The organism is Lentimonas sp. CC4 (assembly GCF_902728235.1).
Lineage (GTDB): Bacteria > Verrucomicrobiota > Verrucomicrobiia > Opitutales > Coraliomargaritaceae > Lentimonas.
Window position 1 is genome coordinate 658,575 of record NZ_CACVBO010000001.1, and the last position, 13,251, is coordinate 671,825.

8 protein-coding genes and 1 tRNA gene are annotated in these 13,251 nt (G+C 53.2%); 5 read left to right on the forward strand and 4 right to left on the reverse strand.

Annotation, left to right across the window (positions count from 1 at the left end; genetic code table 11):
- Positions 1-5 precede the first annotated feature (5 nt).
- The 3 genes from GZZ87_RS02830 to GZZ87_RS02840 all read left to right on the forward strand — a co-directional run bounded on the left by GZZ87_RS02830 (position 6) and on the right by GZZ87_RS02840 (position 6,700).
- On the forward strand, positions 6-1,979 hold the full coding sequence (locus GZZ87_RS02830) for a DUF4340 domain-containing protein (protein WP_162027809.1): 1,974 nt from the start codon (positions 6-8) through the stop codon (positions 1,977-1,979).
- 24 nt (positions 1,980-2,003) lie between these two features.
- Positions 2,004-4,706, forward strand: a complete 2,703-nt coding sequence (locus GZZ87_RS02835; protein ID WP_162027810.1) for an AsmA-like C-terminal region-containing protein — start codon at positions 2,004-2,006, stop codon at positions 4,704-4,706.
- Between the two features lie 62 nt (positions 4,707-4,768).
- Positions 4,769-6,700 (forward strand): hypothetical protein, encoded by a 1,932-nt coding sequence (locus GZZ87_RS02840; protein WP_162027811.1) that lies wholly within the window; start codon positions 4,769-4,771, stop codon positions 6,698-6,700.
- Between the two features lie 17 nt (positions 6,701-6,717).
- On the opposite strand, the gene GZZ87_RS02845 is transcribed toward GZZ87_RS02840, so the two are convergent.
- The 4 genes from GZZ87_RS02845 to GZZ87_RS02860 form a co-directional block, all read right to left on the reverse strand.
- Positions 6,718-7,761, reverse strand: coding sequence for an FAD-dependent oxidoreductase (locus tag GZZ87_RS02845; RefSeq protein ID WP_162027812.1), 1,044 nt, complete (start codon positions 7,759-7,761; stop codon positions 6,718-6,720).
- The gene (locus GZZ87_RS02850; protein ID WP_162027813.1) at positions 7,713-8,600 is read right to left on the reverse strand and encodes a TIGR01777 family oxidoreductase; all 888 of its coding nucleotides are present in this window, start codon (positions 8,598-8,600) and stop codon (positions 7,713-7,715) included. Before GZZ87_RS02850 ends, GZZ87_RS02845 begins: the two co-directional genes overlap by 49 nt.
- Complete coding sequence (locus GZZ87_RS02855; RefSeq protein ID WP_162027814.1) at positions 8,597-10,027, reverse strand: deoxyribodipyrimidine photo-lyase; 1,431 nt, start codon at positions 10,025-10,027, stop codon at positions 8,597-8,599. Before GZZ87_RS02855 ends, GZZ87_RS02850 begins: the two co-directional genes overlap by 4 nt.
- A gap of 148 nt (positions 10,028-10,175) precedes the next feature.
- Positions 10,176-10,313 (reverse strand): hypothetical protein, encoded by a 138-nt coding sequence (locus GZZ87_RS02860; RefSeq protein WP_162027815.1) that lies wholly within the window; start codon positions 10,311-10,313, stop codon positions 10,176-10,178.
- 204 nt (positions 10,314-10,517) lie between these two features.
- On the opposite strand from GZZ87_RS02860, the gene GZZ87_RS02865 reads away from it, so the two are divergent.
- Both GZZ87_RS02865 and GZZ87_RS02870 read left to right on the forward strand, forming a co-directional pair.
- Positions 10,518-10,593 (forward strand) — tRNA-Thr (locus GZZ87_RS02865).
- 164 nt (positions 10,594-10,757) lie between these two features.
- Positions 10,758-13,241 (forward strand): RNB domain-containing ribonuclease, encoded by a 2,484-nt coding sequence (locus tag GZZ87_RS02870; RefSeq protein WP_162027816.1) that lies wholly within the window; start codon positions 10,758-10,760, stop codon positions 13,239-13,241.
- The last annotated feature ends 10 nt before the right edge of the window (positions 13,242-13,251 follow it).

Genomic DNA, 13,251 nt, shown 5'->3' on the forward strand with positions numbered 1-13,251 from the left:
TTCCAATGCGATTCAAATTCACAGTATTCCTACTCGCCCTCAACGTCATCACCTTTGGGCTGATATTATCGCTCAACAAAAAGGCCGAGCAAGCTGACACAAAAACCGGAGGACTCTCTGGAATGATTGGCCGCGAAGTCATCGAAGCCGACCGCATCGAGATCAACGGCAAATCCCTGGATGCCGCACGTATTCTTGAAAGCGACGGTTCTACGTGGAATCTCGTCCAACCCATGCAATGGCCCGCAAATTACTTTGCGGTCAACCGCATACTAAACCAGCTCCAATTCCTCGAAGAAGAAGCATCCTTCTCGATCGCCGAAATCGAGCGGACTGGTCAGACGCTCGCAGACTATGGGCTCGATGATCCATGGCTCACGCTCACCATTTCGAACAAAGATGATTCCATCGAACTCAGTGTCGGCACCACCACGGAGATCGGCAAAAACTGCTATTTACTCGGCCCCAACAAGAAAGATGTCTTTGTCGTCAACAGCCAAGTAATCGAAAGCTTACTCGTCGATATGAGCGACCTACGTAACCGCGAAATTTTCAACATCCCGGTATTCGAAATCGATGCGCTCAGCCTACAAATCAACACGCCAGAATCCGTCGGCGACAATGACTTCCGTGTCCGTGTCGCACGCACCAACAACGGTTGGATCTTCGAAGCACCACTCACAGCCGAAGCCGATGCCACTCAAGTATCCAACACGATCAACACGCTAACAGCGGCAAAAGTCGTAGAATTCAAAGGACAAGAAACAAGCGACCCGATTCTCCAAGGACTCGAAACCCCTTCAATGCGCGTCACCCTGCATGGCAACAAACGCCGCCAAACACTCCTCATCGGCAATGCGGTGCCAACCACTAAAGACGACGAGATCCCAACCTACTTTGCGCGGATCGAAGACAACTCCACTGTCTTTACCGTGGCAGCAGAACCATTCGACAAACTACGCGAAGCCGAAGAAGCACTACGCGAGCGCAGCTTCATGAACTTCGACTCCGAGGCGCTCACCTCCATCAATCTATCCGAAGGCGATCTACAAATCCGCCTGCAAAAACTAGAGACTGGTGGCTGGCAGGTCATTGAAAGCAACGCTGATACCGACATTCAGCCGCGCCATGCCGACCCTGACGTGATCACCAAACTCATCAACGATATCAAGGGCCTGCGCGCCATTGACTTCGCCGTCAACTCCCCCTCCCCCACAGACCTTGACCGCCTCGGCTTTAATGCACCACGCCGCACGGTCAAACTATCGCTCGGCGACAAGGAGACCACGCTACTACTCGCAACTCCGGAGAGTGACAACAACACGCTCTACGCACGTAGTGACAAAGCAGAATACATCTACACCGTAGATCTGCGCTCAACCATTCAAAAAATCCCACTCAACGCCGCTTACTACCGCAAGCGCACACTTGAGACACTCCCCAAGGCTGCGAAGATTAAGAGTCTCCAGCTAGAGAATCTTGCCACGGGCGAAGTCATCTTCAACTACACAAAGAGCGAAGACGATATCGTCTGGCTCAAAACGCTAAAGGATTTACCGGAAGCTAAGCTCGAAGCCACCCTGACACTCTTGGACACGATCAATGAGTTCAAAGTGAAGACGTATTTGAAAGATGAATACACCGACTCATACTATCTCGACGACGACACATCACGCCCATGGCTCTATCGTCTGAGCGCAGAGATCCTCCTCCCTGGTGACGAAACAGACCGTGTCGACACACGCACCTACGTATTCACCAAACGCTTCTCTGGGAGTGTGCAAGTCGGCGCATCCGAGCTGCACAACGTTATCTTCGAAATCCCACAAACCACTATCGACGCGCTCTACACATTGACGGACGACATGCAACCTCCGCCAGAAGCCTCGGATCAACCGATCCCTGCACACGCACCGATCCCCCCCGTCCCGACACCAGTGCCGACCACCTCCGCAGCCGAAGAAACGACCGCTCCTTAATCACCCTAGTAGCAACAGGTCGTCATGTGGAAAAAACTTAGAGCAAGAGGGCTACTCCTACTAGAACTCTGCCTCGACCTGTTTCTACTGATATTGTTTTCGGCACAAGCATTCCTAGCGGGCTGCTTGATTATATACGGCTACATCCCCGTGCCGCCGGAATGGGCGAATGAGAGACTATTTGAGACAAAAATCGACGGCTATTACATTCAGGCAGAAAGCTATCGCCTGAAGCTCAACGGTGAGATCGAGGTCACTCACCTCCAGATTCATCACGGCGACATGGATCGGCCGGTATTCGAAGCCGATAGCACCGTGCTGGAATATACACTACGCAAAGACGGCACTTACCAATTTACCCCAACCGATCTCATCGTATCCAATGCCACCCTATTCATGCCTGCCATCTATTCGCTCGATGGCACGCACAGTCCGATACTAGAGTATATCACCTTTCATCTCACCCCATCGAATGAGCTCATCCGCATAGACTCCTTTGCGGCTCAACACGAAGACATCCGCCTGCGCGGTTCGATTGATTGGCCCATCCAGCCGTCAGCAGAATCCGCAGAAATGCCCCCGATCGAACGCTTCTACAAACTAATAGCCACCATACTCAAAGAGAAAGAGCGCTTCTCCCCATTCATTGAACCAACCTTAGAGTTTGCCCTCACCGCACGCCAAGACGACTCGGTCGATGTCTCCATCAACTTGTCTTGTGAGCAGCTAGAGCACGCCTACGCCACAGGCACCGACTTCACCCTCAAGTCCGACTTCAAAATCCATCACGGTGCGCTCATCCCACAATCGGCACTCCTACTAAAAGCTCAAGCAATCGAAATCCCCGCAATCAAGCTGACCGCTGAAGCGATTTCTGCCTATGTTGCGATCGACGAATGGCCAAGCCTATTGCATGGCATCTGGCCCGAATTTAAAATCAGTGCCTATCAGCTCACCACACATCAAATCAAACTGAGGAGCCCCAAAGCAACCATCTCTCCTGCCGACTTCCCGGAACTAGACTTCTATGGATCGGCCAACGGCCTAAATGGAGGAGCCGCGATCTCAGGCCGCCTGAACTGCATCACTCACAGCGGATACGTGAATGCTCACGGCAGCGTCAGGATCTCCACACTCCTACCGGAGTCAGCGATCGAGAAACTACCGAAGCTCGAACTCGCCTCCATGCCTTACTACGATCTATCGATTCATCTGAACGAGGGCTTCAAGCTCGACCGCACCACTTTTCGTGTAGATGTGAATGACGTCACCGCCAACGGACTCACCTTTGACCACATCCTCGCAAACGGCAGCTATCACAACGGCCTCTTCAGGCTCGACGAGGTGCTCATCGATCGTGGCAAGCAATGGATCGATGCCACATTTAGCTTCGACAGCCCAAGCCAGGATTTTAGAATCACGCTACGCGGTTCCGCACTCCCAGATCAATACGGCCCACTCCTCCCAGAGTGGTGGGACGGTATATTTGAAGATATCGACTTCAACAGCGACACGCTCGGCTACGGCGACTTCGTCATCTACGGCAACGCCGCACCGAGTCAGCCGGTCTTCTTCCTCGGGCACGCAAAAGCTACAAATGTCGCCTACAAAAAAGCCCTAATCGCCGAAGGCGAACTCATCGTAAGAGGATTCGACAACTATACCGAGCTATATAATATCGATGCCAAGACTAGTGGCGGTTGGGCCAAAGGAAGCGTCGGATTTACGACGGGCGATATCCCAGGAGAGGGATTACTCTCAGTGCGCTATGACTTCGACTCACTCATGCCACTCGACGTCGCATCAAAAGTCTTCGGGGGTGATGTCGCCTCGATCATCAGCGATTTTGAAGTCACGAAACTACCACGAGTCATACTCGACGGCGCGAGCTTCAACGAGGCCTATACCCAATATGCAAACGACGACTTCTTTAACCTAGAGGCCGAAATCCGCACCCCCCTAGCCTACAAAAAGACCCCACTCGACCACCTCAAATTCAAGCTATACAGTCGCGACGAAGACATCTACCTGCGCGACCTCAAGTTCGGCTACGCAGACGGCAATGGCTCGGCGATCATAGACATCTACAGCACAGATGACGCCAGCAACCAGCTACGCTTCCAGGCGAGTCTAGCAGGCGCAAACCAAGACAAAGCGATTCAAAACCTCCCTAGTTTCGACGACATCGAAGACCATCTCACGAAGACACAAACCGAAAAATACGAAGAGGCTCGAAGCACAGGCACACTCAGCCTAAACCTCCATGCTCAAGGCCCTGCGAACGACATCTATCAATTTACTGGATTTGGTGATTTCAAAGTATTCAATGAGCAACTCGGCGCGATTCAACTCCTCGGCCCGCTCTCTACCCTCCTGAAGAACACACGACTGAACTTCACCTCCTTTAACTTGGATCAAATGAGAGCCAACTTCGAAGTCGCACAGCAGCAGCTGAATATTCAGGAGCTCATCATCGACGGCCCACGCACACGAATTTGGGCAAATGGCACCTTTCAGATCCCCGACCAAGCACTCGACATGGATCTGCGCGTCAATCTGTTTGCCAATATCGGCGATCCCGATTCCACAATCAACAGCTTGCGCAAGTTCATCACATCCCCGCTGCCCAATCTGTTGGTCTTCGATCTAACAGGCACGGTTCAGGAGCAGAAGATTCGCCTACGCTACGACCCGCGTAAGTTTATTCCAATCCTGAAAGGTCACTAGGGCACGAATCGGCATCTCAAATGCATGCCCAGCAGAAAGTCTCTAGAGAGGACAAATACCCCATGAAAAATCAAAGCCTCCTCTGTTGCGGGATCTCCTCGCTCATGTTGATTGGCGGTATAGTAATCGGCTACTTAATCGCAAAGCCAGCGCCTCAGGTCTCTGAGCCCCACACACGGATAAGCCAAACCGCGACTACCGATCTCAATCCCAACATCACTCATAAAGTTGAAGCGTCAGAAACACTCGTGCCCGCTGACATACAAGCACTCACGATCGAGCAGAGAACGGCACACCTAGCTAGCTTACAGGGCAGCAACTCCATCGCCGGGACTATTGAAATGCTGAACCTGCTGATGACGATGACAGAGAGCGAACTACAGCAATTACTAGAGAACTCATCACCAAAATATAATTGGAGTATCAGTGATACCTTTATGCCCTATTACATTTTACAAGCTTGGGTGGCTAAAAACCCTGAAAGCGCCTTTAGCTTTTACCAAAGCCAATCAAACCCGAATCAGAAACGAATATTCTCGCAGGCATTATTTCCCGCAATGGCAACCCGCGATCCTGATGAAGCCATCGCATCGGCTAGAGCGATCCAAAATGTCACAGAACAAAATCAGGCCATTTCGGTAATAGCGATGTCCGTCGCAGACAAAGATCCTGAAGCGGCCTACAATCTGGTTATGTCACAAGACGGCACCTCTCCCTATCATCTATCGAGGATCTTTATGCTCTGGGGCGGTCAAGATGCGGATGCCGCCATGGCTAAAATCGACACGATGGAACTGGGGCAAAACCGCACCTATGCATTGTCAGGGCTAAGCAAAAGCATCGCACAAACAGACATTCATCGCGCCGCCAACATGGCAATGAGCTTGAGCGCCACAGCGGAGCGAAACGAAGCAATACAAACTACGATACATACTTGGATACAACAGGATGTAGATGGAGCCCTAGACTTCCTAAACAACCTTGAAGACGGGAGAAATAAAAACGACATCGTCCGCAGTGCGATGTGGTCGCTCGCCAATCAACATCCCGATAAAGCCCTCGAGTTCGCCAACTCGAACATGACCGGTAGAGCCAAAGATGACGCGATCAGCCAGACATTCAGAACGATTGCTCAAGAGGATCCCGAAAAAGCAGCCGCCATGCTGACGGAACTGCCCTACGGACGCGCCTATAGCGATACGGTATCGATTATTGCGGATCGCTGGGTATACAAGGACCCCATAGCAGCTTTAGACTGGGCACGTGGACTAGAAGAAGGCCAAGAAAAACAGAATGCACAGCGCACTATTTTGAATCGTTTTGCCCAAAACAAAACGGACGAAGCCAAGGCCTACCTCCTGCAAATGGAAGACGGATCGAATCGAGAAACACTCGCCTCTGGCATCTGTAAATCACTTGCCCAAAAAGATCCAAGCGCTGCCATTGCATGGTCAAAAACCTTAAGCGATGAGAAGTTAGCGAAGAGTGCCTATGAAAGCGGCATCAAGACTTGGATCGGGAATAACCCGACGGAAGCAGTCGACTACCTCACCTCCACCAATAACACCGAGACCATCAATCAATTCGCAGCGAACATTGCATCAAATTGGGCGAGAGAAGACCTTACGGGCGCTGCCACATGGGCCGAACAACTTGAAGATGCACCTGCGCAAGCAAAGGCGATCAATCGCATCTCAAATGAATGGCTCGATCATAATACAGAAGCGGCATCCGTCTGGATTTCAGAATTGGAAGCCGGCGACGGGCGCGATCAAGCGATCCGAAACTTAGTCAATAAAGTCAACCAGTCCGACCCATCGTCCGCGTTCATATGGGCAGTCACCATCGACAATGAGGGGCTACGCCAAAACAACACAGCAACTGTGATCAACCAATTAAGAGACAAAGATCCAGAGAAGGCACGAGAGCTCATACGTTCAAACGATCTTCCAGAGAATGAGAAAACCAAGCTCTTAGACTCACTGAATAAGTAGAGGTTCGCTTCAAAGGCTCATTCGATACCATCGCTCAAAAGCACATGCTGCGCAGCAGCCATTCCCGAGAGCGCGGCGCCCTCAATACGTGCACCACCAAACGAATCACCTGCTAAAATTAGCTGCAACGAATCATTCGCATAAAAAGGAGCAGGCCACGGGTTCACTGGTAACGTAAAGCCCCATCGGTGACAGCGATACTCCCGCACCGATGCGCTTAAATAGGGCTCCACTGCAGCACACATCGCAGCACCACGCTCCGCATCCGGAACATCCCAGTTGGCCGCGGCGAACTCAGCCGTCGCGTGAATCGTCACCGCAGTCACTTGCTCTGAAATGCCCTTCAACTGATTGTCAGCGATCCAATTCACAATAGGCCCGTCGAGGTTCAAATGTCCGACATCTGGCAGCCCACTCGCTCCGTCCAAAATTGCTAAAGTTGCTAAGCCACGGTCATACCGCACGGCTCGTAACGCATCTAAATCAGCCCCGGCATAGTCCAAGCCGCTAGTCTCCAATAAGGCCAATGCCTGTGGCAGCGGCGCTGTGACGACGAGTTGATCTGCGAGAAACAGGTTCCCCGCCTGCGTCGTCACTTGCCAGCGATTCTCCACCCGCGCAATGGCAACAACTGCCTCCGAACAATGCACCTGTAAATCACGCGCCAAATACTTGGCTATGTCCGTCATGCCAGTATCACCACAATACCGTGGATGTCCGGCAGCATCGGAATCTTTCTCACTGTGTCGAAACCACTCACGAATCACCCCCGCCGATCGCCACTCATCAGCGTAACGTTGAAACGCGGCATCACGCACAGTAAAAAACTGCGCACCATGGTCCAGCCGTCCGCCTGCCATACGACGCGTCGCCATGCGCCCACCAAGCCCACGGCCTTTGTCCAAGACGCACACACGCTTTCCCTGCTTTTGTAATTCTGTCGCACACAGTAAACCAGAAATACCCGCACCAATGATTAACACATCACTATGACTCTTCTCCTGATTCACACTCACTTGATACAGCTCCTCAAACACGCTTCCAAATCTGGTTGCTCCCATTCGAACCCCAGCGCCTGTAGACGCGCAGGAACGACTCCCACATTCGCGAGCAAGGTCTCGCGCCCCATTTCACTGAACAATAGATTCACCACAGAGCACGGCACAGAACAAAAAGTTGGTCGTTTAAGCACTCTGCCCAAGGCCTTCGTAAACTCAGCATTCGTCACGGCTTCAGGAGCCACCGCATTAACGGGTCCATTGATTGACGGATCCTCCACGCAGCGGCACAGCACCTGCACCAAATCCGGCAACGCAATCCAACTCATCAACTGTGTGCCCAAGCCGAGTCGCCCACCGAGCCCCAACTTAAAAGCAGGCAGCATCTTTGCCAAGGCACCACCTTCCCCACTCAGCACTAGACCGATACGCGTAAAGACAGTGCGACCGCCAGCATCCACCAATCGTTGAGCGGCGCCTTCCCATTGCCGGCAAACCTCAGCCAAGAATCCTTCGCCGCTGGGGCTCGATTCGTCAACTGGCCCACCACACTTGTAGCCATAGTAGTTGATCCCAGAGGCACAGATAAAATCGGGCCGTTGCGGCTGCTGAAGTATCGCATTCACCAACAATTGCGCACTCTCCACGCGACTCCTTAAAATACGATCGCGTCGATCCTTCGTCCAACGCTGTGCCACCGGCTCACCCGCCAGGTGCACCACGGCATCGACACCTTCAACCGCTCCTGCTTCGAGTTCCCCCGCAGCCACATCCCAATGAAAGTCACCGCGGCTCCGTGACAATGTCCTCACGCTATGACCGCGTCGCCGCAACTCGACACACAAGGCACCGCCCACCAATCCAGTCGCGCCAGTCACTAAAATTGTTTTTGATGTTTTCATTTCTTAAACTGTGCAAGTGCGGCCAAAGCACGCTCACGCCCGGCCTTGTGATCAATAATTGGAGCCGGATAGGTATCACCTATTTGGATACCCGCACGCTCCAAAACATGCGATGGGGCCTCCCATGGCTCATGTATATACTTTGCGCCGAGCTCACGCAGTTCGGGCACATATTTTTTTACGTAATCACCCTCAGGATCAAATTTCTTGCCCTGTATAATCGGATTAAACACTCGAAAATAAGGAGCGGCATCTGCCCCGCACCCACCACTCCATTGCCAGCCCAAGGTATTACTCGCCAAATCTGCATCGACCAAGGTATCCCAAAACCAACGCGCCCCATCCTGCCAACTCTGCAATAAGTGCTTCACGAGCAGCGACGATACCACCATACGCACCCGATTGTGCATCCAGCCCGTCTGCCAGAGCTGCCGCATGCCCGCATCCACGATCGGGTAGCCGGTCTGCCCCGTTTGCCAGGCCTTGAGCGTCGCTGCATCCGTCTCCCACGGAAAATCCTCATACTCCAAGCGCAACGGTCGATCAGCAGTATAAGGAAAATGATACAAGACATTATAGGCAAACTCACGCCAATAGATCTCCTTCAAATACACCTGAGGCCCCTCGGCACTCAAGTCACAGCGATCCTTTAAAGTCTGCACGATCTGCCGTGGCCCAATCAGCCCCCACTGCAAATACGGCGCAAGCGATGACGTGCCCTCGAAGTCCGGCCGGTCGCGATCGACATGATAATTGTCAATCGGGCCCGCAACGAACGTGTTCAAGCGCTGCTGAGCGCCAGCCTCACTCACTTCCCAATGCGACTCTAGACCATCATACCACTGAATCTTCGGCAACAGTTCCAATTGATCCAAAGTCGACGAGCTCGGCCAAACAGTCGGCCACTGCGTCTGCTTCAGATCTGTCACCACTGCAGGCTCCACATCTCGCCCCTTCACCTTTTTCCAATACGGCGTATAGACCTTGTAAGCCTGCCCAGCACCGGCTGCCACAGTATGTGGCTCATTGAGTAAACTGCTATTAAAACTCTGCACCTCGACACCGTCAGCACGAAGCGCTCGCTTCACCTCCACATCCACTGTTCGCAATTCACCCGCATAGCGTCGATTCCAGAAGACGCGTGCCGCGCCAGTCGCTTGAATTAACTCACGTAAGACTGAAAGCGACTCCCCCTGCCTTAAAATCAAAGCACCACCGACGATTTCTAAGTCTCGGTTCAGACTCTTCAGCGCATGATGCAGCCACCACTTTGACGCACCACCGGGAGCCCAGCCAGCACACTCCTCAGGTGACCAGATAAACACAGGAATAACAGGGGCGTCCGCGGCAATCGCTGCTGCCAACGCAGAATTATCCGCGAGGCGTAGATCATTTCGAAAACATAGAATGGTAGGTGCAGCTGGCATTAAAAGTAGAACGTGGGAAGATTCTACAGCTTACACAAATTCTCATTTTTTACAAAAATAGCCTACAGTCTGAAGACGTAAACCAGTATAGCGACTAGAACAGGAGCCACTCCAAACCGTATGATTCTATGTAAATAAAACATTCAAGCTATTTGGGAGGGACGAGCTCCGCCTCGCCTTGCGGTGTGCTGGTGCTTTGGTTCTGTGCTGAGGCTCGGTGGACGGCAGCGTAGAACGCAGCAGGCGCAGAGGCCATCGCTCCCCAAGTCACCCAGATATTTAACAAATCCGCATGATCCGCACCACTTGTCACTAATCATAATGCGCGTAACTATAAACAGTCCAGTCGGCTCCTATCGATTCTGACATTGACTCACGACAATCCTCTTCGCATCGCTGGAATTATGTTTAAAAGCGCTGCAGCTGGCTAGAGGCGTAAAAATACACTTGCTAAACTACGTTCTTTTCCTAGCTAATAAGACTATGGAACGCCGAAATAGCTCAGTTGGTAGAGCAATTCATTCGTAATGAATAGGTCGACGGTTCGACTCCGTTTTTCGGCTCCATTCTTCGCCCCCTTGGAAGGGGGTCACACTTGGCGACACACAAGCTCGCCTGTTACACATGGCACAATCGGCCATTTAACTGCGACATGCGCTCGCACGAACGCCAACCGGCAACAGATCGCGGCTCGCAAATACCCAAATACTCAATAGAGTCTTATTCCCATATGGAACTACGCCAAAAATTACTTAAACTATTCAAGACCAAAGACTATGTGCCCATGCGGCGCGAAGAGGTCATCGCCGTCCTCCGCCTCACCCCCAAAGAAGCCAACGACGCAAATTTCCTAATCGATCAGATGCTCGAACGCGGCCAGATCGCCCGTCTGAAGAAAGACAAGCTCTGCATTCCAGACGACGCCGACCTCGTGAGCGGCCGTATCATGTTTCGCCAAAACGGCGCAGCCACCCTCGTCCCCGATGCGACGGAAGACAAACCATCCGTGGCCATCAGCCAAGGTTACCCGGTCTCCGTGGAAGATACCGGCGTTGCCATGCACGCTGACCAAGTGCTTGCACGTATCATACGTCGTCAGCAACAACGCCCTTACCGGGGCGGCCGCGACAAGCGCCCAGCTTACGATCCAACTGAAAAGCCCAACGTCCGCGTCATCCGCATTCTCAAGCGCGCCCGCGAAGCCATTCCAGGCGCCCTTGAAAAAGGCCGTCACACCTATTACGTCATTCCCGATGATCCTCGCATCACCCAGGACATCCTCGTTCCAGAACCTTCGAACTCTGGCATTAAGCCAATTCCAAAGGTCGGCGATAAAGTTGTCGTCAAACTCCTGGAGTGGACACAACGTCACCTCAACCCCGAGGGCGAGATCACCGAAGTGCTCGGCACCAATCACGAGCCCGACGCCGAGTTCAAATCCATCCTTTATAAATACAACCTCAACCCGCAATTCCCTGCCGCGGTTGAGAAGCAGACGAATAGCATCCCCGACCACGTCCGCGAAGAAGATACCAAAGGCCGCATGGACTGCCGCGACATCTTCACCTTCACCATCGACCCCGACGATGCCAAGGACTTCGACGATGCGATCTCTCTAGAAGAACTCGACGGCGGTAAAATCCGCGTCGGTGTGCACATCGCCGACGTCAGCGCCTACGTCAAGCCAGGCACCCCGCTGGATGTTGAGGCTCAAGAGCGCGCCAACAGCACCTACCTCGTCGGCACCGTCATCCCAATGCTGCCACATGCGCTCTCCAACGGGCTCTGCAGTCTCGTGGAAGCACAAGATCGACTCACGAAGACCTGCTTCATCACATTTTCCCCGCAAGCCGAAGTTGTCGGTGTGGATTTTGCCAACACTGTCATCCGCAGTAACAAGCGCCTTACCTACAAACAGGCCTTCGCATTCATGCAGGAAGACGACCTCGAAGTCGTCCGCAAAACTCCGCTGCCACCGAAGCACCAGACAGGCTCGACTGGCCGCTCGCTCGACGAAGTCAGCGACGACGAGATGCAGCTCCTGCAAAAGTATATTCGTAAGAGCTGGGACATCGCCTCTCAACTACGTAAACGCCGCTTCACCAAGGGCTCGCTCGACCTCGACATGACGTCGGTCAAAATCTACGTCGACGAAGAGGGCTACGCCGATCGCCTCGAAAAAGAGGTCAACGACGAGAGTCACCAGTTGATCGAAGAGTTCATGCTCTCCGCCAACGAACAAGTCGCCAAGGCCACCAAGCGTGCGAACTTCCCTAGCATTTACCGCGTCCACGACGAACCGGAAGACGAGAAGCTGCAAGAGCTCCGCGAAACGATGCTGACCTTCGGCGTGCAATGCGGCAACCTCGGCAAGCCTCGCGAGATGAGTATGCTACTCAAAAAGCTCAAAGAGCACCCGCAGGGCTACACCCTCAAAGTGCAAGTGTTGCGCAGCCTCAAACAAGCGCAATACCGCGCCAGCGCAGACGGCCACTACGGCCTAGCCAAGCCCGACTACACACACTTCACATCACCAATCCGGCGCTACTCTGACCTGATCGTGCACCGTGTGCTCGACGGCTACATGCACAAAATGGGCGTGGACTCTGCACCCGACGAACCCGACATTCGCTACACGCAGGGCAAGCTCCTATCACTGGGCGACCACCTCAGCGTGAGTGAGCGCAACAGCGTCGATGCCGAACGCGACTCGACCAAGACCAAGCTGCTTGAATTTTACGAGCGTGAGCTTGAGAAGCCCGAGAAGCAGTCGTTCAAGGCGATCATTACCGACGTCAAGAACCACGGCCTATTCATCGAGCTCACAGACTCCCTCGCCTTCGGCATGGTGCACATCTCGACACTCGAGGACGACTTCTACAATCCGAGCCATGACGGCACTGCGCTCGTTGGACGCCGCTCGAAAAAGTCGTATTCACTGGGGCAATACATCATGGTGCAGGTCGAGCGTGTCGACCGGTTCAAGCGCCAGATCGACTTCCGAGTCACGGCAACGACCGACAAGATCGATCGCCGCATGGACCCAAAGAAGCAACGCCGCAGCAAAGGCCGCCAAGCCTCCGCGGATCGCATCAACAAAGGTAAAAGCAAAGGTGGCTTCAAGAAAACGAGCGTCGCACCGCTGACCAAGCGCGGCGGAGCGAGTGGAGGCGGAGCCAAGAAACGCGCCCGTCCTTTTAAGAAGCGTAAATAGCGATTTCCCA

Excerpts from the sequence above, each read along its gene's own strand:
- GZZ87_RS02830 (WP_162027809.1), top strand. The coding sequence starts at position 6 with ATGCGATTCAAATTCACAGTATTCCTACTCGCCCTCAACGTCATCACC.
- GZZ87_RS02835 (WP_162027810.1), top strand. The coding sequence starts at position 2,004 with ATGTGGAAAAAACTTAGAGCAAGAGGGCTACTCCTACTAGAACTCTGC.
- GZZ87_RS02840 (WP_162027811.1), top strand. The coding sequence starts at position 4,769 with ATGAAAAATCAAAGCCTCCTCTGTTGCGGGATCTCCTCGCTCATGTTG.
- GZZ87_RS02845 (WP_162027812.1), bottom strand. The coding sequence starts at position 7,761 with ATGGGAGCAACCAGATTTGGAAGCGTGTTTGAGGAGCTGTATCAAGTG.
- GZZ87_RS02850 (WP_162027813.1), bottom strand. The coding sequence starts at position 8,600 with ATGAAAACATCAAAAACAATTTTAGTGACTGGCGCGACTGGATTGGTG.
- GZZ87_RS02855 (WP_162027814.1), bottom strand. The coding sequence starts at position 10,027 with ATGCCAGCTGCACCTACCATTCTATGTTTTCGAAATGATCTACGCCTC.
- GZZ87_RS02870 (WP_162027816.1), top strand. The coding sequence starts at position 10,758 with ATGGAACTACGCCAAAAATTACTTAAACTATTCAAGACCAAAGACTAT.